Annotated in this window: 18 protein-coding genes and 1 pseudogene; 8 read left to right on the top strand and 11 right to left on the bottom strand. The window is 68.5% G+C overall.

Annotated elements, in window-relative coordinates; all coding sequences use genetic code 11:
• Positions 1–11: 11 nt before the first annotated feature.
• The 4 genes from A5789_RS31970 to A5789_RS31955 form a co-directional block, all read right to left on the bottom strand.
• Positions 12–1,181: an AAA family ATPase gene (locus tag A5789_RS31970; RefSeq protein ID WP_369817546.1), complete on the bottom strand. Its 1,170-nt coding sequence runs from the start codon at positions 1,179–1,181 to the stop codon at positions 12–14.
• Between the two features lie 190 nt (positions 1,182–1,371).
• Positions 1,372–2,448 carry a phospho-N-acetylmuramoyl-pentapeptide-transferase gene (mraY, locus tag A5789_RS31965; RefSeq protein WP_063019638.1) on the bottom strand — a complete coding sequence of 359 codons (1,077 nt, stop codon included), beginning with the start codon at positions 2,446–2,448 and terminating at the stop codon, positions 1,372–1,374.
• Positions 2,449–2,544: 96 nt separating this feature from the next.
• A complete protein-coding gene (locus A5789_RS31960) occupies positions 2,545–3,963 on the bottom strand; it encodes an NlpC/P60 family protein (RefSeq protein WP_064904885.1) in 1,419 nt (472 codons plus the stop codon).
• Positions 3,964–4,371: 408 nt separating this feature from the next.
• On the bottom strand, positions 4,372–4,995 hold the full coding sequence (locus A5789_RS31955; protein WP_227462788.1) for a DUF6676 family protein: 624 nt from the start codon (positions 4,993–4,995) through the stop codon (positions 4,372–4,374).
• 275 nt (positions 4,996–5,270) lie between these two features.
• Between A5789_RS31955 and acnA the strand changes: the two genes are divergently transcribed.
• From acnA to A5789_RS31925, 6 genes are all read left to right on the top strand, one after another.
• Entirely contained in the window at positions 5,271–8,066 is a 2,796-nt protein-coding gene (acnA, locus tag A5789_RS31950; RefSeq protein ID WP_063013992.1) for an aconitate hydratase AcnA, read from the top strand.
• A 172-nt stretch (positions 8,067–8,238) separates the two neighbouring features.
• Complete coding sequence (locus tag A5789_RS31945; RefSeq protein ID WP_030514537.1) at positions 8,239–8,805, top strand: TetR/AcrR family transcriptional regulator; 567 nt, start codon at positions 8,239–8,241, stop codon at positions 8,803–8,805.
• Between the two features lie 53 nt (positions 8,806–8,858).
• Positions 8,859–11,009: a prolyl oligopeptidase family protein gene (locus tag A5789_RS31940; RefSeq protein WP_227462787.1), complete on the top strand. Its 2,151-nt coding sequence runs from the start codon at positions 8,859–8,861 to the stop codon at positions 11,007–11,009.
• An 86-nt stretch (positions 11,010–11,095) separates the two neighbouring features.
• A complete protein-coding gene (locus A5789_RS31935; protein ID WP_227462786.1) occupies positions 11,096–11,500 on the top strand; it encodes a thioesterase family protein in 405 nt (134 codons plus the stop codon).
• Between the two features lie 175 nt (positions 11,501–11,675).
• Positions 11,676–12,149, top strand: a complete 474-nt coding sequence (locus A5789_RS31930; RefSeq protein ID WP_227462785.1) for a hypothetical protein — start codon at positions 11,676–11,678, stop codon at positions 12,147–12,149.
• An 11-nt stretch (positions 12,150–12,160) separates the two neighbouring features.
• A complete protein-coding gene (locus A5789_RS31925) occupies positions 12,161–13,120 on the top strand; it encodes a hypothetical protein (RefSeq protein WP_063013990.1) in 960 nt (319 codons plus the stop codon).
• Between the two features lie 7 nt (positions 13,121–13,127).
• Here A5789_RS31925 and A5789_RS31920 read toward each other — a convergent pair whose 3' ends face one another.
• On the bottom strand, positions 13,128–13,631 hold the full coding sequence (locus A5789_RS31920) for a MarR family winged helix-turn-helix transcriptional regulator (protein ID WP_174553958.1): 504 nt from the start codon (positions 13,629–13,631) through the stop codon (positions 13,128–13,130).
• 70 nt (positions 13,632–13,701) lie between these two features.
• Here A5789_RS31920 and A5789_RS31915 point away from each other — a divergent pair, with 70 nt between their 5' ends.
• Positions 13,702–14,202 carry a cupin domain-containing protein gene (locus A5789_RS31915; RefSeq protein ID WP_030514543.1) on the top strand — a complete coding sequence of 167 codons (501 nt, stop codon included), beginning with the start codon at positions 13,702–13,704 and terminating at the stop codon, positions 14,200–14,202.
• Between the two features lie 70 nt (positions 14,203–14,272).
• Here the strand turns inward: A5789_RS31915 and A5789_RS31910 are convergent, their stop codons facing one another.
• From A5789_RS31910 to A5789_RS31885, 6 genes and pseudogenes are all read right to left on the bottom strand, one after another.
• Positions 14,273–14,515: a helix-turn-helix domain-containing protein gene (locus tag A5789_RS31910; RefSeq protein ID WP_051042699.1), complete on the bottom strand. Its 243-nt coding sequence runs from the start codon at positions 14,513–14,515 to the stop codon at positions 14,273–14,275.
• A 140-nt stretch (positions 14,516–14,655) separates the two neighbouring features.
• Positions 14,656–16,287 carry an ABC-F family ATP-binding cassette domain-containing protein gene (locus tag A5789_RS31905; RefSeq protein WP_063013986.1) on the bottom strand — a complete coding sequence of 544 codons (1,632 nt, stop codon included), beginning with the start codon at positions 16,285–16,287 and terminating at the stop codon, positions 14,656–14,658.
• 230 nt (positions 16,288–16,517) lie between these two features.
• Positions 16,518–16,712 (bottom strand): annotated as a pseudogene (locus A5789_RS31900) (ornithine decarboxylase); the annotation flags it as partial.
• A 42-nt stretch (positions 16,713–16,754) separates the two neighbouring features.
• Complete coding sequence (locus A5789_RS31895) at positions 16,755–17,708, bottom strand: TIGR03557 family F420-dependent LLM class oxidoreductase (RefSeq protein ID WP_064904753.1); 954 nt, start codon at positions 17,706–17,708, stop codon at positions 16,755–16,757.
• A 54-nt stretch (positions 17,709–17,762) separates the two neighbouring features.
• Positions 17,763–18,869, bottom strand: coding sequence for an enolase C-terminal domain-like protein (locus tag A5789_RS31890; protein WP_064904755.1), 1,107 nt, complete (start codon positions 18,867–18,869; stop codon positions 17,763–17,765).
• On the bottom strand, positions 18,866–21,784 hold the full coding sequence (locus tag A5789_RS31885) for an FAD-binding and (Fe-S)-binding domain-containing protein (RefSeq protein WP_064904757.1): 2,919 nt from the start codon (positions 21,782–21,784) through the stop codon (positions 18,866–18,868). Before A5789_RS31885 ends, A5789_RS31890 begins: the two co-directional genes overlap by 4 nt.
• Positions 21,785–22,015: 231 nt before the next feature.
• On the opposite strand from A5789_RS31885, the gene A5789_RS31880 reads away from it, so the two are divergent.
• Positions 22,016–22,996, top strand: a complete 981-nt coding sequence (locus tag A5789_RS31880; RefSeq protein WP_064904759.1) for an SDR family oxidoreductase — start codon at positions 22,016–22,018, stop codon at positions 22,994–22,996.
• The last annotated feature ends 2 nt before the right edge of the window (positions 22,997–22,998 follow it).

Here is a 22,998-nt window from a genome sequence, read left to right as displayed (position 1 = left end):
CGATGCCCCGCTCACTGGCGCTGCGGCTGCCCGGCGCCCTGACCGTTCTGCGGCTGACCGGCCGGATGCGGGGCCATGGGCTGCGGCGCGGCAGCCTGCGGGCCCGGGGCCGGCATCGGCGCCGGGCCGCCGGGGGCGGGTGCGTTGGCCTGGGTGGCGACCTGCGGCAGGCCGACGGTCTGCAGCACCCGGCGGATCACGTCGTCGGGGCTGACCTCGTCGGCGAGCGCGTCGTAGGACAGCACGAGGCGGTGGCGCAGCACATCCGGAACGACCTCGACCACATCCTGCGGCACCACGTAATCGCGGCCGCGGATCAGCGCGACCGCGCGGGCGGCGGCGATGATGCCGAGGCTGGCACGCGGCGAGGCACCGTAGGCGATCCAGCCCGCGACGTCCTCGAGCCCGAATTCGGCCGGTTTGCGGGTCGCGGCGATGACGCGCACGACGTAGTCGACCAGGGCGTGGTGGACGAAGGTGTTCGCGGCCAGCTTCTGCAGCCGGATCAGTTCGGCCGGCTCCAGGATCTGCTTGGGCTCCGGCGGGGTCACACCCATCCGGTAGATGATCTCGCGCTCCTCTTCGACCGTCGGATAGTCGACGACGACCTTGAACAGGAAGCGGTCGCGCTGCGCCTCGGGCAGCGGGTACACACCCTCGCTCTCGATCGGGTTCTGGGTCGCCATGACCAGGAACGGATCGGGCATCGGGTAGGTCTTGCCGCCGATCGACACGTGCCGTTCGGCCATGACCTCGAGCAGTGCCGACTGCACCTTCGCGGGCGCGCGGTTGATCTCGTCGGCGAGGACGAAGTTGGCGACGACCGGACCCAGTTCGGTGTCGAACTCCTCGCGTCCCTGCCGGTAGATGCGGGTACCGATGAGATCGGTGGGCACCAGGTCGGGGGTGAACTGCACGCGCGAGAAGCTGCCGCCGACCACCCTCGCGAAGGTCTCCACCGCCAGCGTCTTGGCGATGCCGGGCACACCCTCGAGCAGCACGTGCCCGCGAGCCAGAACGCCGACGAGCAGCCGCTCGACCAACCGGTCCTGACCGACGATGACCCGTTTGACTTCGTAGATCGCCTTCTCCAGGGTCGCGACGTCACGCTCCAAAGTGCCCGAGGCGGCCTCCGCCTGCTTCACCGCACTCCCAGCGCTCACATCGTCCGTCGAAGTCACCAAACTCCCCGCTTTCGCTTCGGTCTCCATGCGTGCCGCCCCAACTATTCCAGGTATCGAGCAAGATTGCCGCAACTGGGCTCGCACAATGTCGCGGGCCAGGCCTCCCAGGCGGATCGGAAGGCGCTCGACGGTGTCCGGAATGCGCCGATTCCGAATTGCCGTGTCGCAGCCGGTCGCCGCGGCGGTTTCAGCCCACCGCGGCCAGATATTCGGCGTAGAACAGGGCCAGCCCGACCGCCGCCGCGATGCCCGCGAGCAGCCAGAATCTGATGATCACCGTGGTTTCGGGCCAGCCGCCCAGTTCGAAATGGTGGTGGAACGGCGCCATCTTGAACAACCGGTTGCGAGTGGTGCGGAAAACCGCGATCTGCAACGCCACGGACAGAATTTCGGCGAAGAACAACGCGCCCACGACCACCATCAGCAATTCGGTGCGGGTGGTGATCGAGATTCCGGCCAGCAGCCCGCCCAGGGCCAGCGACCCGGTATCGCCCATGAAGATCTTGGCCGGATTGGCATTCCACCACAGGAATCCGATGCAGGCCGCGCCACCGGCCGCGCAGACCACGGCCAGATCCAGCGGGTCACGCACGCTGTAGCAGCCCGGAAGCGCGTGGGCGGCACAGGAATTGGTGTACTGCCAGAACGTCACGATGACGTAGGCCCCGAGCGCGAAACCCATCGATCCCGCGGCCAGCCCGTCCAGCCCGTCGGTGATGTTCACCGCGTTGGACCAGGCGACGACCACGAAGCACACCGCCAGCAGGAAGACCACCAGCGGAAAGGCCACCGTGGGCCAGTCCCGCACGTAGGACACCTGCCGGCCGGCCGGGGTGAGCCCGGTGCTGCCGGGAAAGCGCAGGGCGAGGATTCCGAACACCACGGCAGCGCCGATCTGGCCGATGTACTTGCCCGTCGCGGTCAGGCCCAGATTGCGGTGCTTGCGGATCTTGATGAAATCGTCGAGGAACCCGACGAACCCCAGCGCGCTGGCCAGGCCGAGCACCAGCAGCCCGGAGGCCGAGGGCCCGTCGGCGTCGTAGCGCAGGCCGATCAGGTGCGAGCCCAGATATCCGGCCCACAGCCCGGCCACGATGGCGATGCCACCCATGGTGGGAGTGCCACGTTTGGCCTGATGACTCTGCGGTCCCTCGACGCGGATCTGCTGGCCGAGATTCCGGCGTGCGAACAACCTGATCAGCAACGGCGTCACGGTGATCGAGACCGCGAGTGCGATCGCCGCCGAGAACAGGATCTGCCTCATCAATACCCCAACTACTGCCGAACTCTCGGCTCGTGCCGAACGGACCGGCACGATGTGTGCCGATTCGCATGGTAGCCAAGATCATTCGGCGGTGCGTCAGGTGATCAGGCGAACCGCGTACGGCATGATGCCACCTTCACGTACCGGCGAAATCTTCACGACGTCACCCGATTCGGGGGCCTCGATCATCTTGCCGTCGCCCAGGTACAGCGCGACGTGCTCACTACCGTTGGCGCCCCAGAACAGCATGTCACCGCGTTCGCGCTGCGCGACCTCGACCCGGGTGCCCATCGTGTACTGATAGCCGCTGTAGTGCGGCAGGGAGATGCCGACACCGGCGAAGGCGTAGATCATCAGGCCGGAGCAGTCGAAGCCCACCTTGTTGTAGTCGCCGTAGGAATCGGCCACACCGCCGTCGTGAATGCCCTTGGTGGGACCGTCCTCGTCGCCGCCGCCCCAGGCATAGGTCACGCCGAGTTGGGACATCGCACGGTCGACGACTGTCTCGATCAGTTCGGAGCGGCTGCCGCTGGGCCGGCTGGGAGTCGACATCGATCGGCGCGGCGGCGGCGCGTTGTCCAGCTGGGTGTGCGGCCGCTTACCGGCGCCGAGTTCGGCGGCGCGATCCCGAGCGGCCTGATCGGCCGCGGCGCGGGCGGCGGCGGCCGTCGCGGCCGCCTGCGCCGCCGCGACTTCGGCCCGCCGCTGGCGATCCCAGGCCAGATAGGCCTCGCGCTGGCCCTGCAGCCCGGTCACGGTGGCCCGTGCCCGGTCGAGTTGCTGCTGGGCGGATTCCCGCTGCGCCATCAGGGCGTCGCGCTTCTGCGCCTGTTCGTCGAGGGCGGCCTTGGCGGCGGCGACGGCCGCCTGCGCCTGCCGGCGCTTCTGGTCAGCCTCGGCCGCGGCCGCGTCTGCGGTCTTCTTGGCCTGGCGCGCGGCGGAATCCCGGTTGGCCTGTTCGACCTGTGCGCGACGCAGGCCGTCGATCGCGGCCTGCTGATTCTTCGAGGCCATGCCGAGCAGATCGGCACGATCCAGCGCGGAGGCCGGATCGGAGCCGGCGAGATAGTTCACCATCGACGTCGACCCCGGATGAGTGTAGGCGTCCACGGCGAATTCGTCGAATTTGCCCTGCGCCCGCCCGAGCTGCGCCCCGGCGGTCTGCAGATCGCGCTGGGTGGTGGCGACGGTGGCCGCGGCCGCGTCGGCGGCGTCGCGGGCGTTCTGCAGATCGACCAGAGCCTTGTTCACCGCCTCCCGCTTGCCGGCGACCTCGGTGTCGAGTTGCGCCAGCTGCTGATCGGCGGTGGCAACCTGATTGATCAGCCCACTGACCTGATTCACACCCGCATCGACCTGCGCGCCCGCCGCGGCGATATCGCCGTCACTCGGATTCGGCGGTGGCGGTGGTACGGCGGCCACCAGCGGAGCGGTCACCGCCAGCGCGATCCCGCATAAGAGCAACGCCACAGCGACCTTCGCGGCACCCCCCGGCCGCCTCGCCGATATTCGCATCACACCTCCCTGATCCCGCTGCGGCTCCCGGCGAGCGCGATATTCGCCAGGACTGCGCTGGGCGACCGGTCGAGGCGTCGCCGCACGAGCACCAACGGTCCATCTGCCCTCGAGGGACGCTGGAGGCCCATGTGACACTTCTTCCCCAAGAGTGTCACCTGGAAACCGTACGACACTTCCTTCACAGAGGAAACATAGGACGGCAAATCACAGGCGGGTAATTTCCGGTTTGCTGAAAATTTGCCAACTGCCCGTAGGGGTTCCGGGGACAGATCAAACCGATCGTTCAGTTTCGTCCCGCGAATCGAGACGTATCCCTCGAATCGGGCATCACGCCCGGTGAATGGCTAGCTTCCGGCGACATTCGGGCATTACCCGCGACCCGACGCGGACGTCCGCCGGCAGGCCCTACTGGGAGGGAGCCGGCGGATTCGGCGGAGCGTCGGCCGCCACCGCCGCCCGCTCGCGCGACGCACGCCGCGACTTGATGTAGTACAGGCCCCCGATGGTCAGTACGGTGCCCGCCAGCAAAACCCCGGTAACGCCGGTCCAGGACACCTTTTCCGGCGTCTCCAGCCGGTCGACGAAGATCTGCGCGGCCGTCGCGGTGTGCCCGCCCTGGTACTTGGCCTTGTCCTCGGCCCATTCCAGCCGGGCGCGGTTGATCGAATCGCTGTAGGTGCCGATCCAGTCGTCACTGAACACCACGACCGTGCCGTGTTCACTCTTGCCCAGCGTGGTCGCCAGATCGCGCAGATCCGAATCGCGGCCCGGATTCCCCTTCACGACCACGATGTTCAGCTCGACGCCGTGTGCGCGGGCCTGATCCGCGATCTCGGCGAGTTCGTCCTGATCCTTGGATTTCGGCGCGGCTACGTGGTTGTCGGCCAGATCCAGCACGATGGCGTCGACGTCGGTATCCGGCGGTAGCTCCGCGGCCATAGGGGTGAAAACCGAGGCATACGAGACGGTCATCTTCCATCCGGTCTTGTCGAGCCGCCGACTCCAGCGACGGACGTCCAACACATTCACGAGATCAACACACACACCTGGCCGGCACACCGGAGGCGACGACTCCGACGGGGCCTTCGAGCACAGTACGCGACGGGGGGATCATGGATGGCGGCACGCCGCGCCGTACGTGCCCCGCATGCTTCATAGGACAAGCGTACTGTTAGAGTTCGGAAGTACGAGGCGCGCAGCCCGAAACGCGTCCTCGGCGACAGCCGCCGGCGCAGCCCCGCCGGTGGCCACCCACGGGGCCCGCACGCGCCCCGATCGGAACACCGACGAGTGGAGCTGAACGTATGACAAGTATCGATACATTCGGCGCCAAGGGCACCCTCGAGGTCGGAAGCAACTCCTACGAGATCTTCCGTCTCTCGGCCGTGCCCGGCACCGAGAAGCTGCCCTACGCCCTGAAGGTCCTGGCGGAGAACCTGCTCCGCACCGAGGACGGCGCCAACATCACCGCCGACCACATCCGCGCCATCGCCAACTGGGATCCGTCGGCGGAGCCGAGTATCGAGATCCAGTTCACCCCCGCCCGCGTGATCATGCAGGACTTCACCGGCGTGCCGTGTGTGGTCGACCTGGCCACCATGCGTGAGGCCGTCACCGCGCTCGGTGGCGACCCGAACAAGGTCAACCCGCTCTCCCCCGCCGACATGGTCATCGACCACTCGGTCATCCTCGACGTCTTCGGCCGCGCCGACGCCCTCGAGCGCAACGTCGACCTCGAGTACCAGCGCAACGGCGAGCGCTACCAGTTCCTGCGCTGGGGCCAGGGCGCGTTCGACGACTTCAAGGTCGTCCCCCCGGGCACCGGCATCGTGCACCAGGTCAACATCGAATACCTGGCCCCGACCGTCATGACCCGCAACGGCCAGGCCTACCCGGACACCTGCGTCGGCACCGACTCGCACACCACGATGGTCAACGGCCTGGGCGTGCTGGGCTGGGGCGTCGGCGGTATCGAGGCCGAGGCCGCGATGCTGGGCCAGCCGGTCTCGATGCTCATTCCGCGGGTCGTCGGCTTCAAGCTCACCGGTGAGATCCAGCCGGGCGTGACCGCCACCGACGTCGTGCTCACCGTCACCGACATGCTGCGCAAGCACGGTGTGGTCGGCAAGTTCGTCGAGTTCTACGGCGCCGGTGTGGCCGAGGTGCCGCTGGCCAACCGCGCCACCCTGGGCAACATGAGCCCCGAATTCGGCTCCACCGCGGCGATCTTCCCGATCGACGAGGAGACCATCAACTACCTGCGTTTGACCGGCCGCTCCGACGAGCAGCTGGCCCTGGTCGAGGCCTACGCCAAGGAACAGGGCATGTGGCACGACGCCGCGCACGAGCCCGCCTACTCGGAGTACCTCGAGCTCGACCTGAGCACCGTGGTGCCCTCGATCGCCGGTCCGAAGCGCCCGCAGGACCGCATCCTGCTCAGCGAGTCGAAGGCCGCGTTCCGCTCCGACATCACCGACTACGTCACCGGTGACTACACCGCGCTCGACGAGGGCGTCGAGGAGACCTTCCCCGCCTCGGATCCGGTCTCGGTGTCGGCCGGCGCGGGCACGGAGAGCTACACCCCGGCCCACTCGGCGGCCAACGGTGCCGAGGGGCGTCCGTCCAAGCCGGTCAAGGTGGTTTCCGAGGATCGCGGCGAGTTCATCCTCGATCACGGCGCGGTCGTGGTCGCGGGTATCACCTCCTGCACCAACACCTCCAACCCGTCGGTCATGATCGGCGCGGCGCTGCTGGCCCGCAACGCGGTGGAGAAGGGCCTGTCCAGCAAGCCGTGGGTCAAGACCAACATGGCCCCGGGTTCGCAGGTCGTCTCCGACTACTACGAGAAGGCCGGTCTGTGGCCCTACCTGGAGAAGCTGGGCTTCTACCTGGGTGGCTACGGCTGCACCACCTGCATCGGCAACACCGGCCCGCTGCCGGAGGAGATCTCCAAGGCCGTCAACGACAACGACCTGTCGGTGACCGCGGTGCTGTCCGGCAACCGCAACTTCGAAGGCCGCATCTCCCCCGACGTGAAGATGAACTACCTGGCCTCGCCGCCGCTGGTCATCGCCTACGCGCTCGCGGGCACGATGGACTTCGACTTCGAGAAGGACGCGCTGGGTCAGGACACCGACGGCAAGGACGTGTTCCTGCGCGACATCTGGCCCTCGGCCCAGGAGATCGACGACACCATCAAGTCGGCGATCAGCCAGGACATGTTCCGCAAGTCCTACGCCGACGTCTTCAAGGGCGACGAGCGCTGGCGCAACCTCGACACTCCGTCCGGTGACACCTTCGCCTGGGACGAGAACTCCACCTACGTCCGCAAGGCGCCGTACTTCGACGGGATGGAACTCGAGCCGGCCCCGGTCGAGGACATCAAGGGCGCCCGCGTGCTGGCCCTGCTGGGTGATTCGGTCACCACCGACCACATCTCCCCGGCCGGTCCGATCAAGCCGGGCACCCCGGCCGCGCAGTACCTCGACTCGCACGGCGTCCAGCGCAAGGACTACAACTCCCTGGGCTCGCGGCGCGGTAACCACGAGGTCATGATCCGTGGCACCTTCGCCAACATCCGGCTGCGCAACCAGCTGCTCGACGACGTCTCGGGTGGTTACACCCGCGACTTCACCCAGGAGGGCGGCCCGCAGGCGTTCATCTACGACGCCTCGCAGAACTACCAGAAGGCCGGCATTCCGCTGGTCGTGCTGGGCGGTAAGGAGTACGGCTCGGGTTCCTCGCGCGACTGGGCGGCCAAGGGCACCCGTCTGCTGGGCGTCAAGGCCGTCATCACCGAGTCGTTCGAGCGCATCCACCGCTCCAACCTGATCGGCATGGGCGTGATCCCGCTGCAGTTCCCGGCGGGTGAGTCGGCCGCGTCGCTGGGCCTGGACGGCACCGAGGTGTTCGACATCGAGGGCATCACCAAGCTCAACGAGGGCACCACGCCGAAGACCCTGAAGGTCACCGCGACCAAGGAGAACGGCGAGAAGGTCACCTTCGACGCGGTCGTGCGCATCGACACCCCCGGTGAAGCCGACTACTACCGTAACGGCGGCATCCTGCAGTTCGTGCTGCGCAACATGATTCGCGGCTGATATCCCGCATCCGCGCTGCGTCGTGCCGCGCCCGGCGTCCGTTCGGCTCGCCGGGCCGGCACGAACAGCGTTGCGCCGCTGCAGGATCTACGCGTTCATGCTCGTACTGTGAGAACCCCCGCGCCGGATCGTCCCGGCGCGGGGGTCCGTGCATTCCCCGCTGGAGGAGCCCATGCCCAAGGTCAGTGACGATCACCTCGCCGCCCGGCGCAGCCAGATTCTGGACGGGGCGCGGCGGTGTTTCGCCGAATTCGGGTACGAGGGTGCGACCGTCCGCCGCCTGGAAGAGGCGATCGGGCTGTCCCGCGGCGCGATCTTCCATCATTTCCGGGACAAGGACGCCCTGTTCCTGGCACTGGCCCAGGAGGATGCCGAACGGATGGCCGAGGTCGCGGCCAACGAGGGCATCGTGCAGGTCATGCGGGAGATGCTCGACAATCCCGCGCAGTACAACTGGCTGGGCACCCGCCTCGAGATCGCCCGGCGACTGCGCACCGATCCCGAGTTCGCCGCCGGCTGGACCCAGCGTTCGGCCGAGCTGACCGCGGCCACCCTGGCCCGCCTCGAACGCCGCAAGGCGGCCGGCGCGCTGCGCGACGACGTTCCCACCGACGTGCTGCTCGGCTATCTCGATCTCGTCCTCGACGGCCTCATCGCCCGCATCGCCTCCGGTCATGTCAACGAAAACCTCACGGCCGTACTCGATCTCGTGGAGGCGTCGGTTCGCCGCCGGGAGTGAGCCGGCCGCGACAACCGTCCGTGCCCCGGCCGGATTCGCCGTACCATGTGCTGATGATCATGGGGCGGGGACGACGACACGGATCGGCCGGCGGTGCGCCACGTACCTCGTTGCGGCGCGCGGCGACCCTGCTGTCGATCGCCGTGCTGGCCGCCGCGTGCGGCGGTGGCGCCTCACCGCAGGACCCGTATCTCTGGCTCGAAGAACTCGACAGTCCGCGCGTGCAGGCGTGGGTCGGCGAACAGAACCGCCGGACCCTCGACGTGCTCGAACACGATCCGCGCTACGCCGACAATCTCGCGCAGGCGACGGCGCTGGCGAAGACGTCCGACCGGATCCCGATGCCGCGCTTCGAGGACGGCACCGTCGAGAACTTCTGGCAGGACGGTGACCACAAACGCGGCATCTGGCGCGAGACGACAACCGCCGATTACGAAGCGCCGCAACCGGCCTGGACCACCCTGCTCGACCTCGACGAGCTGTCACGAGCCGAAGGGAAGAACTGGGTCTGGCGAGGCGCCGACTGCGATCCGGTCACCCATCGCCGGTGCCTGATCAGTTTGTCCGACGGCGGCGAGGACGCCGTGTCGGTCCGCGAATTCGACCGGGGCACACGGCAGTTCGTGCCGGGCGGATTCGTGGTGCCGCGAGGCAAGGTGGACCTCACGTTCAGCGACGAGAATACGGTGCTCATCGCGCGGGAATGGCAGCCTGGCGAGACGACGGCCTCCGGATACCCGTATGTCGTCCGGCAGTGGCGCCGCGGCCAACCCCTGGACGCCGCGACCGAACTCGCGCGGGGCGAGCGGACCGATCAGCTGTCGACCACGCCGGTAGTGCTGGACAACGGCGCCGGCCGCCGGCTCGATCTCGTCGTACGCGGGCGCACCTTCTTCGAACACGACGTCGAACTGCTCACCGCGACCGGCCCCGTGCCGACCGCGATCCCGGCGAAGTCGGACCTCGCGGGTTTCGTCGGCAATCACATCCTGGTGTCGCTCCAGCAGGACTGGGCGGTCGGCGCGACGACCTATCCGTCGGGTGCGCTGGTGTCGGTGGATGCCGACCGGCTGATCGCCGATCCGGCCCGGCCGCAGGTGACACCGGTCTATGTCCCCGGTCCGTCGGAGAGTCTGAGTGGTGTGCAGACCACGCGCGACCACGCGGTGGTCACCTCGCTGAACGACGTGCGCGGTCGCGCCACCGTCTACACCCCGCGTCCGGACGGGAGCTGGTCGCCGACTCCGGTGCCGTTGCCCGACAACGCGACCGTCGACACCGTCACCGCCGATCCGACGGGCGATCGCGCCTATCTCTCGGTGACCTCGTTCCTCGTGCCGACCACACTGTGGAGTGTGGACACCGCCGCCGGCACGGCCCGGCAGGTGAAAAGCACACCGCCGCAGTTCGATTCGTCGCGTTACGTGGTCGAGCAGCGCAAAGCCACCTCGGCCGACGGCACCGCCGTGCCGTATTTCGTGGTCCACGCCGCCGCTATGGCGTTCGACGGCTCGAACCCCACCCTGATGTACGCCTACGGCGGTTTCGGCGTGTCGCAGACTCCGTCCTATCAGGGACTGCTCGGCCGGCTCTGGCTCGATCACGGCGGCGTCTTCGTCCTGGCGAACATCCGCGGCGGCGGTGAGTTCGGGCCCGCCTGGCACGAGGCCGCGCGCACGACCGGCCGGCAGCGGGCGTTCGACGATTTTGCGGCCGTCGGCAAGGATCTGGTAGCCCGCGGCGTGACCAGCGCGCGGCGGCTCGGCATCCAGGGCGGCTCGAACGGCGGCCTGCTCATGGGTGTCGAATTCGTCCAGCATCCGGAGATGTGGAACGCCGTCGACATCCAGGTGCCGCTGCTGGACATGATGCGCTACGAGAAGATCGCCGCGGGCGCCTCCTGGGTCGACGAGTACGGCAGCGTCGATGATCCCACCCAACGGGCGTTTCTCGAATCCATCTCGCCGTACGGGCAATTGCGACGCGGCACGCACTATCCGGAACCGTTCGTCTGGACCACGACCAAGGATGACCGGGTGGGCCCGCAGCACGCCCGCAAATTCGCCGCGCGGCTGGCCGAATTCGGCGATCCGTATCTGTTCTACGAGGCGGGCGAGGGCGGCCACGGTGCGGGCGCCGATCGCGAGGAGCAGGCCCACACCAGCGCGCTCGAGTACACGTATCTGATGCGGCGACTCATGTAGCCGCCGCCCGGACGGTGACCGATCCCACGCTCGATCCGGAAATACCGGGAACACGGCACCCGTTCGCCTCGGATATGACCTTCTCTGTGCCCGTCACCGTCCGCGGTTACGAACTCGACGTCAACGGCCATCTCAACCAGGCCGTGTACCACCAGTACGCCGAGCACGCCCGCTGGGAGGTGCTGCGCGCGGCCGGTCTGGTCCCGGACAAGATGCGGCTGTCCGGACTCGGTCCGGTGGTTCTGGAATCCACCGTCAAGTATCGGCGGGAGCTGCATCTGGGCGACGAGATCACCGTGACCTGCGAATGCCGCTGGGGAGAGGGCAAAGCGTTCTGGATGGACCAGCAGATCCGCAAGTTGGACGGGACCGTCTCCGCGGAATTCTCCGTCGTGCTCGGGCTGATGGATCTGGACGCGCGCAAACTCGTGTCGAACCCGGGTAAACGCTTCCTCGAGCTTGCCGAATCCCCCGATGTGCTCGGCCTGTGACCCGTTGACAGCTCAACCGAATAGCTTTCGGCGATAGCGTTTTCCGCGCCCGGGCCGGGGCACCGAGTTTGCACCGGAAATCTTTCGTTGCGAACCGGCCCGGCACCGCGGCGGGCTATGATCCAGATCACGCTCGACTTCCGGGGCAAATTGCGAGCAGATCGGAGTCCAGCCCATGAACGATGCCCGCCGCCAGGTACCCGAACGCACCCGGCCGCGCCCGCTACCCCGTCACCCGGCGCCACCGCTGTCCGGTCGCCTGGTCGCCGAATCTCGCGACACCATCAGCGTCCGCGTCGCCGAGGGAATCTGGACTCTCCACCGCGACGACGTCCTCCAGCTGCGCGACGGATCCCCGGACGCCGGCACCGGCGCCGCGGAACGCCCCGTGCTCGTGTGGATACGGCCCGGCGCCACAGCCGATTTCACGCAGCAGCGCCGCATTCAGCTCACCGAACGCCCGCTGACGCTACCGCCTCGTCCCAGCCCCGCCGTCGGTGACGATCTGCTGGCCCGGCTGACCGACCAGTGGGCCCGGCGGCTCGACGTCACGCCCGCCCCGGGCGCCGCCGGTGCGACGGTGAGCTACAGCCAGACTCGCAGCGGCGGTGGCAGCGACGACGGCACCGCCTGCGACAGCCTGGACTGAGGGGCCGTTCGATGAGTGCCCGGTCGCCGGGTGCCGTGCTGATCGTCGCGGAGACCGGCGATCTACACGCCGACGCGATGGCCTCGATGCTGCGGAATATGTACCGGCTCATACCGATTCGCCTGGATATGCGCGATTTTCCGCGCGAATGCGGCAGTTTCCGGCTCGACCGGGCCGGCGCCGCTCGCTCGATGTCGCATATCGCCGGTCTCGACGACGTGACTGCCGTCTGGTGGCGTCGCCCCCGTCCGTGCCAGGTGCCCGGTGGTTTCCTGGACGGCGACGACGATTTCCGCCAGGCCGAATGCGACGGATTCCTGCAGGGCCTGCTCTGGTCGATACCGGCGGTCTGGGTCAACGATCCCGGCGCCGACCGCACCGCCACCCGCAAGATCGTGCAACTCGACACCGCCCGGCGCAGCGGTTTCGCGATCCCGGAAACGCTGATCACCAACGATCCCGACGAGGCCCGCAGTTTCGTCGATTCCCGCGGCGGGTCGGTGATCTACAAGCGGACCGGCACCGGCCGCTCCGAATTCTCGGAAACCCGCATCGTGAGCAGCGAGGATCTCGGCCGGTTCGACACCATCCGCTCGGCGCCGACCACCTTCCAGGACTATGTCGAAGCCGAATGCGATCTGCGGGTGGTGTGGATCGACGGCGTCGAATGGGCAGTGCGGATCGACTCGCAATCCGGTGTGGGATGGGTGGATTCGCGCCTGGACACCTCGGTGGCCTTCACGCCCGAGCGGCTGCCGGCCTCGGTGAGCAAGTCGCTGACCACGCTGATGGGTGCGCTCGGACTGGTCTTCGGCGTGCTCGACATCAGACTCGGACTCGACGGCGAGTACTACTTCCTCGAGGTGAATCCGCAGGGGCAGTTCGCGTATCTGGAGATCAAGACGGGGCTGCCGATCTTCGCCAGTCTCGCCCAGTTCCTCGTCCACGGTGAGGCGATGGTCTCCGGCTGAGCCGGTGTCATGGCCGGTCCAGCTCGGCTAGCAGCAGCCGCGCGATCCGGTCCAGTTCGGCGCGGTCGCGCACCGACAACCCGGACAGCAGGCGGGTCTCGTTTTCGGTGTGCGCCGTCACGACCTCGTCGACGCGGGCGCGGCCGGCCTCGGTCAGCGCGACCCGGACCGCGCGGCGGTCGGCGGGATCGGCGATACGACGCACCAGTCCGGCCGATTCCAGGCGGTCCAGGCGGCCCGTCATACCGGCGCGCGACAACATCAGGGTGTCGGCCAGGACCGACGGGGTGAGTTCGAACGGTGCACCCGAACGGCGAAGTGCCGCAAGCACATCAAACTCACCGCGTTGCAGCCCGTGCGCGGTGAACACCGCGTCGATCGCGCGCTCGGCGAGGACGTACAGGCGGCCGAGGCGGCCGAGCACCGCCATCGCCGCGAGATCCAGGTCGGGGCGTTCCCGCTCCCACTGCGCCACGATCGCATCCACCGCATCGGTCTGTCGTCCAGCCATGGACACATACTATTCGACGGGATATAGTTCGGTAGCGAACTATCCGATAGCGAACTACTTGGGAGATCCGATGACCACCGCACCCCGCATTCCCGCCGCCGTCGTCCAGCCCGCCGAGGCCGAGGTGCGCGCGACCGACGCCGTGACCATGCGGCTGCTGCTGGATTCCGACCGCACCGGCGGCAGCGTCAGCACGCTCGAGGTCACGATGGCCCCCGGCGCCGACGGGGCGACTCCGCACTACCACACGCTGTCCGACGAGCTGTTCTACGTCGCCGAGGGCGAATTGCAGGTGCTCGCGGGCGAGCAGATCACGACGGTCGCCGCGGGTGGCGCGATCACGGTGCCGCGGTTCATGCCGCACGCCTTCGGCGCCGCCCCGGGTTCACCGGCGCGGATCCTCATCGCGCTGACCCCGGCCGTGCAGCGCTTCGGCTACTTCCGGCTGCTCGAGCGGGTGGCCTCCGGCGAGGCCACCCTCGCCGAACTCGCCGCCACCCAGGACGAATACGACAACCACTTCGTCGACGCGCCGCAGTGGTGGGCCGAACGCAACGCCCACCGCGCGTGAACTCCGGCGGAGCGGCAGAAGACGCCGACGACCGCGGAAGCCGATCGGCCGCTTCGGGCGAGTGGGCGGGTCAGGCCTTGCTGACCGCTTTGCGCCGGTTGGCACCACCACGGCTGCGGAGTTGCACATGCGACTCCACGAGCACGTTGTGTATGAATCCGTACGAGCGGCCGGTCTCCCGCGCCAGCGAACGAATGCTGGCGCCCGCCTCGTATTGCTTCTTGAGCTGGGTCTGCAGCCGGTCGCGCGACTTGCCCGTGACGCGCGTGCCCTTACCCAACATCGACTTCCCCTGTGCGGGCCTGTCACTCATGGCTTCCTCCGGTCGCCGTGCAGCCTCACTCCAGGCTAGACACTCGATCCGCAGTGATCAACGCCTCACTGTGATGAAACTCACCGATTGCGAGGATCTTTCGGCGTGTCTCGGCGCGTCGCAGGAAGCATTCGCCACGCTCAGGCCAGCTGAATCAGCTCCAGGTAGTCCTGCGACCAGTGGTCCTCGGTGCCGTCGGGCAGCATGATCACCCGTTCCGGGTTCAGGGCCTCGGCCGCACCCGGGTCGTGGGTGACCAGAACGACGGCGCCCGCGTAGCTGCGCAGCGCGTCGAGGACCTGTTCGCGCGAGACCGGATCGAGGTTGTTGGTGGGCTCGTCGAGCAGCAGCACGTTGGCCGCCGAGGACACCAGGCCGGCCAGCGCGAGCCGGGTCTTCTCACCGCCGGACAGGGTGCCGGCGGGCTGTTCCAGCTGCGGACCGGTGAACATGAACGCGCCCAGCAGCCCGCGCAGGTCCTGCTCCCCCGCATCCGGTGCGGCGTGGCGAATGTTCTCCCAAACGGTGGCGTTGTCGTCGAGGGTGTCGTGCTCCTGCGCGAAATAGCCGATGCGCAGGCCGCGTCCCGGATCGATCTGCCCGGCGGTCAGCGGCTCGACCCCGGCGAGCAGACGCAGCATGGTCGTTTTGCCCGCGCCGTTGAGGCCGAGGATCACGACCCGGCTGCCCTTGTCGATGGCCAGGTTCACGCCGGTGAAGATCTCCAGCGACCCGTAGAGCTTGGTGAGGTTGGTGGCCATCAGCGGCGTCTTGCCGCAGGGAGCGGGTTCGGGGAACTTGATGCGGGCCACCTTGTCGGCCACGCGCACGTCGTCGAGTTCGGACAGCATGCGCTCGGCGCGCTTGACCATCTGGTGTGCCGCAGCGGCTTTCGTCGCTTTGGCACCGAGTTTGGCCGCCTGCTGCTTGAGCGCGGAGGCCTTCTTCTCCGCGTTGGCGCGCTCGCGGACGCGGCGCTGTTCGTCGGTGGCGCGGGCGTCGAGATACTTCTTCCAGCCCATGTTGTAGATGTCGGCCTCACCACGCACGGCGTCGAGGAACCACACCTTGTTCACCACGTCGGCGAGCAGGTCGACGTCGTGGGAGATGACGATCAGGCCACCGTCGTGGTTCTGCAGGAAGCCCCGCAGCCAGGTGATGGAGTCGGCGTCGAGGTGGTTGGTGGGCTCGTCGAGCAGCAGCGTCGTATCGGATTTGCCGCCGGAGCCGTCGGAGGCGGAGAACAGGATGCGCGCCAGCTCGATGCGACGGCGCTGACCGCCCGACAGCGTGCGCAGGGCCTGGCCCAGCACCCGATCCGGCAGACCGAGGCTGTGGCAGATCCGGGCGGCCTCGCTCTCGGCGACGTAGCCGCCCAGCGCCGAGAATCGTTCCTCGAGCCGGCCGTACTTGCGCACCGCCTTCTCGCGTTCGGCGTCGTCGACGACCTCGGCCATCAGTGCCTGCTGCTTCTCCATATCGCGGATCAGCTTGTCGAGTCCCCGCGCCGAGAGCACGCGGTCGCGCGCCAGCACATCGAGATTTCCCTCACGCGGATCCTGCGGCAGATAGCCGATTTCGCCCGAGCGAATCACCTTGCCGGCGTAGGGTTCTCCCTCACCGGCCAGGATGCGCAGGGTGGTGGTCTTGCCCGCGCCGTTGCGGCCGACGAGACCGATCCGATCACCGGCCTGCACCCGCAGCGCCGACCCCGGCGCGGTGAGCAGGGTGCGGATTCCGGCCCGGACCTCCAGGTCGGTCGCGGTGATCACAACAGTCTCCTAGCACGGTAAGGGGGCAAACGGTTCGATTGTGCATCCCTCGGACACACCAGAACCACCCATTTTACCGGCCGTCGACGGTCACTCGGCCACCACCCGCAGCGTGCGCAAGCTCGGATCGGCCGGATCCGGCACATTCATCCCGTTTTCCACTCCGGACCCCAGCTAGTCCACGACCGCGGCGTCGACCAGTTCCCCGGGCACGATCACCGGGATACCCGATAGCCGCCGCGCGAGAGCCGGTCGTCGAGACCGGGCGCGGCGAGGATGTCGGCCACCAGCGCGCCGCCGAGGACCTCGCGCACGCGCGGATCGGCGCCCGCGCCCTGCCGATGGCCGGGCGGAGTGAAGCCGTAGCGGCCGAGTTGGCGGTATTCGGCCCAAGCGTCCGGCACGGGGGCCCGTGAGTGATCCATCCGATTCGCCTCTCCTCGGTGCCGATAGTGATTGCGTCTCGCTCAGCGCAGGGCCGGCAGTACTTCCTTCTCGTATGCGGTGAAGAAGCCCTCCAGATCCGGCCCGATCTGGCCGACGTAGATCTCGTCCGCGCCCGCGTCCACACAGGTGCGCAACTGGTCGATGTGGCGTTGCGGGTCCGGCCCGGCGGCGAAGTGCTGCCGCGACGCCTCGCGGTCGAGCAACGACATCGCGTCCTCGAAATCGGCGGGGCGCGGCAGGGTCTGGCCCAGCTGACCGGGCAGCAGTTCGTTGGCCCACAGCCGGTGGGCGGCGTCGACGCCGGCCTCCTCGTCGGCCGCCCAGCTCACCTTGGTGCCCATCTGCACCGGTTTGGCGCCACCTCCGCTGTCGCGGAACAGGTCGACCAGCTCGGCGTCGGGCATGCTCGTGCAGTAGCCGTCGCCGATGCGCGCCGCCAATTCCGTTGCCTGCGGGCCGAATCCGGATACATAGATCGGCACGGGCTGTTCGGGCAACGTGTAGATCCGCGCCTCCTGCACCGTGTAGTGCTCGCCGCGATAGGTCACCACGTCACCGCGGTGCAGGCGGCGGATCAGGTCCACGGCTTCGGCCAGCATCCGCAGCCGCTCCCCCGGCGGCGGCCACGGATCGCCGAAGATGTGTTCGTTGAGCGCTTCGCCGCTGCCGACGCCGAGCACGAAACGGCCGTCGAGCTGCACGGCGGCAGTGGCCGCTGCCTGGGCGATGATCGCGGGATGGATGCGCACCGTCGGACAGGTCACGGCCGTGGTGATCGGGAGCGATGTGGCCTGCGACAGCGCGCCGATGGTGCCCCAGACGAACGGGCTGTGGCCCTGGGCGTCGTTCCACGGATGGAAGTGATCGGAAATCCACAGCCGCTCGAAACCCGCCTGTTCCGCGCGCTGGGCCTGCTCGACGAGTTCTTTCGGTCCGAACTGTTCGCTGGCGAGAAAATATCCGATGGCTGCCATGTCCGGCGGTTACCCAGCAGCCGCGCCGGTATTCCGCCGCCCGGACGCACCCCGTCACCGCCGGCCGGCGCCGCCGACCGAAAATTTTCCGGCCGAGTCCGCGAGCCGCATACCGTGCCCCGCGCCGAGACCGGTCGCGAGTACACCGTCGCGGACCTCGGGCACGCCGTCGGCAAGCAGTGGCTCCAGCCGGGCGTGGTCGATGAACCATTCCACGTGACGCAGATGGGCGAACGAGGACACGATCGGGGCGTGCAGCGAGGGCGCGCAGTGGGCGGAGATGTCCAGGCCGTGCGCGGCGGCGAGGGCGGCGCATTCCAGGAAGCCGCTGTAGCCGCCGCAGCGGGTCACATCGAGTTGCAGGCAGTCCACCGAGCCGATCAGCGCGGCCGCGTCGTAGTGGCGGTAGACGTATTCGCCGGCGGTCACATCGCAGCGCAGCGCCGCCCGCAGCAACGCCAGCCCGGGCGGATCGTCGCTGGTGACGGGCTCTTCGAACCAGATCACGCCGTGCCGGTCGAGGTCGGCGCCGACCCGGCGGGCCAGAGCGGCGGAGTAGGCGCCGTTCGCGTCGACCATCAGGCGGGCGCGGTCGCCGAGGAGACCGTTCGCGAAAGACACCCGCTCGAGGTCCCGCTCGGTCCGCTCGCCACGATCCTCCCCTATCTTGATCTTGACGCACCGGCACCCCGCCGACAGCCAGCCGTCGATCTGCTCGCCCAGCTCGTCGTCGGTGAGGGTGGTGAATCCGCCCGAGCCGTAGACCGGTGTCGCCGGGCGCACCGCGCCGAACAGCCGGCTCAGCGGCACGTCGAGCAGGCGCGCCTTCAGGTCCCACAGAGCGATGTCGACGGCGCTGAGCGCATGTGCGACGACGGCGGCGGTGCCCAGATTGCGGCAGGCGCGCTGCATCCGGATCCGGCAGTCGCCGATATCGAGCGGCGAACGCCCGGCCAGGACCGGGGCGAGCACCTCGCGCACGATCGCCGCGGTGGCGCCGCCGCTGTAGGTCCACCCCAGCCCGGTCTGGCCGCCCGCGTCGATCTCGACGGTCACCGCGGTGGTCGCCTCCCATTCGAGGGTGCCGTCGGCTTCCGGCTCCGGCGTCGGAAACCGGTAGACCCCGACCCGGACCGACTCGTCGATGGTCGCCGCACTCATCCCTGACCCTTCGCCGCCAGCGCCGCCGCCAGCAGTTCGACCGCGTGGCGCGGATCGGCGTCCGGTTGCAGCTGCCGGATCTGGGTCCGGCAGCTGAATCCGTCGGCGAGCACCACGGTGCCCGGATCACGCTCGCGCACCGCCGGCATCAGCTTGTCCTCGGCGCAGGCCACCGAGACGTCGTAGTGGCCGCGTTCGAAGCCGAAATTGCCTGCCAGACCGCAACATCCGGCATCGAGGACCTGCACGTCGGCGCCGGTCGAGGAGAGCAGTTCGCGATCGGTGTCGTAGTGCATGATCGCGTGGTGGTGGCAGTGCGGCTGCACCATGGCCGCGGTGTCGACGTGCGGCGGGTTCCAGTCCGGCGCCCGCTCGGCCAGCAGTTCGGCGAGCGTGTAGGTCTGTTTCGACAGCCGCTCGGCGTCCTGGTCTCCGTAGAGCAGTTCGGGCAGATCGGCCCGGAACACGGCCGCGCAGCTGGGTTCGAGGACGACGATCGGCGTGCTGTCGCGCAACTGCGGCGCCAGCACCCGCAACGTGCGGCGCAGTACGCGTTTGGCGGTGGGCAGCTGGCCGGTGGAAATCCAGGTCAGACCGCAGCAGACGGTGCGCTCGGGCACGATCACGGAGAAGCCCGCGGCCTCCAGCACAGTCACCGCGGCTTCGGCGATTCCGGGTTCGAAATTATTGGTGAAGGTATCTGGCCACAGCAGCACCGTGCCGCGCTCGCCGGTGGTGGAGCTCGTGTGGTTGCGGAAGGTGCGAGTGAACCGGCTGCGCGCGAAGCGGGGCATTTCCCGTTCCTGCGCGATGCCGCCCGCGGCCGAGACCAGGCGCCGCAGACCCGGGGTGTGGGTCACGGCGTTGGCGAGCGGAGCCATCGAGGTGCCGAGCCGGGCCCACAGCGGAATCCAGCCCATCGAATAGTGGGCCATCGGCCGGACCCGGTGTTCGTAGTGGTGGGACAGGAATTCGGCCTTGTAGGTGGCCATATCGACATCGACCGGGCAATCGCTGCGACACCCCTTGCACGCCAGGCACAGATCGAGCGCGTCGCGGACCTCGGTGGATCGCCAGCCGTCGGTGATCGCCTCGCCCTGCAGCATTTCGAACAGCAGCCGGGCCCGCCCGCGAGTGGAATGCTCCTCCTCCCGCGTCGCGCGGTAGCTGGGGCACATGACCCCGCTGCTCTCGCCGCGGCATTTGCCGACACCCACGCAGCGTCCGGCCGCCTCGCTGAAGCGGTGATCGTCGTCGGGAAAGGCGAAGTGCGTCACCGGTTCCCACGGCCGGTAGTCGCTACCCTGGCGCAGATCCGAATCCAGTCGATGCGGCTGGACGATCTTGCCGGGGTTCATCCGGTTGCGCGGATCGAACAGCGCCTTCACCTCACCGAAGGCGCGAACCACCTTGTCGCCGAACATGATCGGCAACAGTTCGGCGCGCGACTGGCCGTCGCCGTGCTCGCCGGACAGCGACCCGCCGTAGCTGCTCACCAGGCGTGCGGCCCGTTCGACGAAGCGCCGGTAGTGCGCGATCCCGTCGGCGGTGCGCAGGTCGAACGGGATGCGGGTGTGCACACAGCCGTGACCGAAATGCCCGTAGAGCGAACTGGATTCGTAGTCGAATTCCTCGAGCAGCGCGTCGAAGTCGCGCAGATAGTCGCCGAGCCGCTCGGGCGGGACCGCGGCGTCCTCCCATCCCTCGTGCGTTTCCGGGCCGTCGGGCGGATAGGCGGTGGCGCCGAGTCCGGCCTCGCGGGCGGCCCACACCTCGGCCTCGCGGTCGGGATCGTCCAGGATGGTGGAGCTCGCGCCGGTGGCGCGTTCGAGATCGGCGATCATCTTCTTCGCCCGCGCGTCGGCCTGCTTCTGGTCGTCGCCGTCGAATTGCACCATCAGCCAAGCCTTCCCGTCGGGCAACTGGGAGATGGCCTTCGCCGCCAGATGTTGGCTGTGCTCCAGTTGGACCAGGCGATGGTCGAGGCCCTCGAGGGCGGCGGGGTCGTGCGGCAGGATGCGGGAGACCGCGTCGGCGGCGTGATAGACGTCGGGGAAGCCGAGCACGACCATCGCCTTGGCGGCCGGCACCCGGACCAGCTCGATCTCCGCGCGCAGCACGGTCACCAGTGTGCTTTCGCTGCCGACGAGGAACTTCGCGATATCGAATCCTCGCTCCGGCAGCAGCGCGTCCAGGTTGTATCCGGAGACCCTGCGGGGAATGTCCGGATACGCGGCGCGGATGTCGTCGGCGTAGCGGTCCCGGATCTCCCGCAGCCGGCGGACCAGCTCGTCGGCCTCCGGATTCGCGCCCGGGATCGGGTCCTCGGCACCCACCCAGGCCCGCAATCCGTCGTAGGTGAGGATCTCGAGCCGGCGCACGGAGTCGACCATTTTTCCGTAGGCCTGTGCCGTGGCACCGCACGAGTTGTTGCCGATCATTCCGCCGATCGTGCAACTGACGTGAGTCGACGGCTTGGGGCCGACCATCAGCCCGGACGACTTCAACTGCTGATTGAGCGGATCGAGCGCGATCCCCGGTTCCACCACGGCGGTGCGCGTTTCAGGGTCGACGCCGAGCAGCCGATGGCAGTATTTGGTCCAGTCGATCACGACCGCGGTATTGCAGCTCTGCCCGGCGAGGCTCGTGCCACCGCCACGGGAGAGCAAGGGGACGTCGTGGTCGCGACAGATTCCGACCGCGATCGCGGCGGCCTCCGGTGTGTGCGGAACAACCACGCCCAGTGGCAGAGCGCGATAGTTCGAGGCGTCGGTGGAATAGGTGGCGCGACTACCCGAATCGAAACGGACCTCCCCGTCGACCGCCTCCTTCAGGGCGGTTTCGAGTGCCTGCAGCGGCCATCGGTCTCGATTCGAGCCGCGGTGCGGGCGGGCCGCGCGATCCGAAATCGTCATTCGTGCACCCCTGTCATGGTCGGCCGGATGTGGTGCGGCCGCACCTCGCCGCGGGCGGCCGGACATCGCGCGGGTACCCGGTCGACCGCAGGTCACACCCGCCGAATCGGACACGATGGCAGGCGATCCCGGCCCGAATAACGGCGCACGGCGCGGGTACGCCGCAGATGCGACGCCCCTGCAGCGGCCTTCGGCGGGGCGCCGGACAACCGCGCGAGGAGAGGAGACCGAGTGAGCGCGCAGTCACCCGTCGTAGTCGTCACTGGAGCCAGTGCCGGAATCGGGCGCGCCGCCGCGCGGCGCTTCGCCGCCGACGGTGCCCGCGTGGCGCTGCTGGCCCGCGGGCGCGCCGGACTGGACGCCGCGGCGAAGGACGTGGAACGAGCCGGTGGTACGGCATTGCCGATCCCTACCGACGTCGCCGACTACGACGCCGTCGAGGCGGCCGCCGACCGCGTAGAAGAGCAGTGGGGTCCGATCGACGTGTGGGTGAATTCGGCGTTCACCTCGGTCTTCGCCCCCTTCACCGAGATCGAGCCGAAGGAGTATCGCCGCGTCACCGAGGTCACCTATCTCGGCTCGGTGCACGGGTTGATGGTGGCGCTGGCCCGGATGCGCCCGCGTAATCGCGGCACCATCGTGCAGGTCGGGTCGGCTCTCGGCGAGCGGGCGATCCCGCTGCAATCGGCCTATTGCGGCGCCAAGCACGCGGTCAACGGATTTCTCGAGGCGGTGCGGGTGGAGCTGATGCACGAGCACAGCGGCGTACACGTGACGATCGTGCAGGCGCCGGCGGTCAACACACCCCAATTCTCCTGGGTGCGTTCGCGTTTGCCGAAGAAGCCGCAGCCGGTGCCGCCGATCTACCAGCCCGAGGTGGTGGCCGACACCATCGCCTTCGCGGCCGAGCATCCGGAACGCAAACAATATTGGGTGGGCGCGAGCACGGTCGGCACAGTCGTCGCGCAGCGGCTCGCGCCGGCGGTGCTGGACCGTTATCTGGCGCGCACCGGCTACGACTCGCAGCAGACCGACGCCGACGAGACCGACCGGCCGGACAATCTGTGGCGCCCGCTCGACGACGAACACGGCCACGACTTCGGCGCACACGGTGACTTCGACGGCCGGGCCCACCGGCACAGCCCGCAGGCGTGGATGTCGCGCTGTGTCGAATCCGTGGCCGGTTCCGTCGCCCGGATGACCCGGCACTGACC

Origin of the sequence: Nocardia sp. 852002-51101_SCH5132738 (assembly GCF_001665695.1) — a bacterium.
Classification (GTDB): domain Bacteria; phylum Actinomycetota; class Actinomycetes; order Mycobacteriales; family Mycobacteriaceae; genus Nocardia; species Nocardia nova.
The sequence above is the reverse complement of the archived record's forward strand: the minus strand, read 5'-3'. Positions and strand labels throughout refer to the sequence as shown.

What these genes read in the sequence shown, in the direction of transcription:
- mraY (WP_063019638.1), bottom strand. Translation starts at nt 2,448, where the DNA reads ATGAGGCAGATCCTGTTCTCGGCGGCGATCGCACTCGCGGTCTCGATC.
- A5789_RS31960 (WP_064904885.1), bottom strand. Translation starts at nt 3,963, where the DNA reads ATGCGAATATCGGCGAGGCGGCCGGGGGGTGCCGCGAAGGTCGCTGTG.
- acnA (WP_063013992.1), top strand. Translation starts at nt 5,271, where the DNA reads ATGACAAGTATCGATACATTCGGCGCCAAGGGCACCCTCGAGGTCGGA.
- A5789_RS31945 (WP_030514537.1), top strand. Translation starts at nt 8,239, where the DNA reads ATGCCCAAGGTCAGTGACGATCACCTCGCCGCCCGGCGCAGCCAGATT.
- A5789_RS31940 (WP_227462787.1), top strand. Translation starts at nt 8,859, where the DNA reads ATGATCATGGGGCGGGGACGACGACACGGATCGGCCGGCGGTGCGCCA.
- A5789_RS31930 (WP_227462785.1), top strand. Translation starts at nt 11,676, where the DNA reads ATGAACGATGCCCGCCGCCAGGTACCCGAACGCACCCGGCCGCGCCCG.
- A5789_RS31925 (WP_063013990.1), top strand. Translation starts at nt 12,161, where the DNA reads ATGAGTGCCCGGTCGCCGGGTGCCGTGCTGATCGTCGCGGAGACCGGC.
- A5789_RS31920 (WP_174553958.1), bottom strand. Translation starts at nt 13,631, where the DNA reads ATGGCTGGACGACAGACCGATGCGGTGGATGCGATCGTGGCGCAGTGG.
- A5789_RS31915 (WP_030514543.1), top strand. Translation starts at nt 13,702, where the DNA reads ATGACCACCGCACCCCGCATTCCCGCCGCCGTCGTCCAGCCCGCCGAG.
- A5789_RS31910 (WP_051042699.1), bottom strand. Translation starts at nt 14,515, where the DNA reads ATGAGTGACAGGCCCGCACAGGGGAAGTCGATGTTGGGTAAGGGCACG.
- A5789_RS31895 (WP_064904753.1), bottom strand. Translation starts at nt 17,708, where the DNA reads ATGGCAGCCATCGGATATTTTCTCGCCAGCGAACAGTTCGGACCGAAA.
- A5789_RS31890 (WP_064904755.1), bottom strand. Translation starts at nt 18,869, where the DNA reads ATGAGTGCGGCGACCATCGACGAGTCGGTCCGGGTCGGGGTCTACCGG.
- A5789_RS31885 (WP_064904757.1), bottom strand. Translation starts at nt 21,784, where the DNA reads ATGACGATTTCGGATCGCGCGGCCCGCCCGCACCGCGGCTCGAATCGA.